2 protein-coding genes and 1 pseudogene are annotated in these 1,184 nt (G+C 58.9%); all 3 read left to right on the plus strand.

Annotated elements, in window-relative coordinates; genetic code table 11:
- Positions 1-155, plus strand: a pseudogene (locus F1542_RS16895) (IS630 family transposase); the annotation flags it as partial.
- Positions 156-271: 116 nt separating this feature from the next.
- A complete protein-coding gene (gene tnpA, locus F1542_RS16900) occupies positions 272-760 on the plus strand; it encodes an IS66-like element accessory protein TnpA (RefSeq protein ID WP_193734014.1) in 489 nt (162 codons plus the stop codon).
- Entirely contained in the window at positions 757-1,062 is a 306-nt protein-coding gene (gene tnpB, locus F1542_RS16905) for an IS66 family insertion sequence element accessory protein TnpB (protein WP_193734015.1), read from the plus strand. Before tnpA ends, tnpB begins: the two co-directional genes overlap by 4 nt.
- The last annotated feature ends 122 nt before the right edge of the window (positions 1,063-1,184 follow it).

The following is a 1,184-nucleotide window of genomic DNA, read 5'->3' on the forward strand; positions in this document are numbered from 1 at the left end:
CAACTGCACTCGAAGCTGACATCACAACTTTTATCGATGCACATAACAAAAACCCACGGCCGTATCGGTGGGTCAAATCAGCCGACCAGATCCTCGCCTCGGTGAAGCGCTTTTGTCATAAGACAATGAGCCGAACTTCAGATTCAGGTGACTAGGGCCTGTTAGCACTTGATCCAGTCTGCGGCTGCAGCGATGTGTATGACGGCCAGGAAGTAAGCTCCCGGCGACTGACGCCTTGCTGAATACTTCTGGTCTGGTTCAGCTATGAAGCATGAGCGATTTAAGAGATAGGGACGCGGTACTACCTGCGAGTGTCGCAGGTAGTACCGCAGAGAGGCTCCAAAGGAGCGGTAGAGAGACATGCGAGCGGGACAGGCTGGCGGGCGCCTCGCGGATCGAGATCGTTTCGGATCGCCGCCGCTGGCACGCCCCTGAATTTCGCGCGCGAGTGGTCATCGCCTCCTACGAGAGCCGGCGCCCCATAAGGGAGGTGGCTGCACAGTATGGGATCCATCCCAGTCTGGTGTTTCGCTGGCGGCGAGAGGCTCGGGCCAAAGCGCAGGCCAAAGGCAGGACATCGTTCATACCTGTCATGGTGGCCCCGGTCCCCGAGCCGCCGCCATTGGAGCGTCGGAGAGAACAGGGAACGCTGTCCGGCCGAGCCGTCAGCCTGGTCTTTCCGGACGGCGTGCGGCTGGAGTTCGACACAGGGCTGTCCGCTGATCGTCTGCGTGAGATTGTGGGCGCACTGCGGTCATGATCCCGCTTCCCTCCACGCTGAGGATATGGCTGGCGGCCGGCGTGACTGATATGCGCCTGGGGATGCCCGGGCTGGCGTTGAAGGTCCAGGAAGCACTGGGTCGTGACCCTTTCGCGGGTGACGTCTATGTCTTCAGGGGCCGACGCGGCGACCTGGTGAAACTGATCTGGCACGATGGGATCGGCCTTTCCTTATATGCGAAGCGGATCGAGCGCGGGCATTTCCTGTGGCCTTCGGCAAAGGACAGAGCGATCCATCTCTCCCCGTCACAATTGACTTGTCTGCTCGATGGCACATGGTAATCCCCCCATAAAAAGAGTGGCTTTTGAATGAGAATTTTCTCAGCGTAAGGATGAGGAGATTCTGATGAAGAGTGATCGCTTTACTGACGCGCAGATCATGGGTGTGATCCGCCAGGCTGAGG

It is taken from the genome of Komagataeibacter sp. FXV3, from assembly GCF_015155755.1.
Classification (GTDB): domain Bacteria; phylum Pseudomonadota; class Alphaproteobacteria; order Acetobacterales; family Acetobacteraceae; genus Komagataeibacter.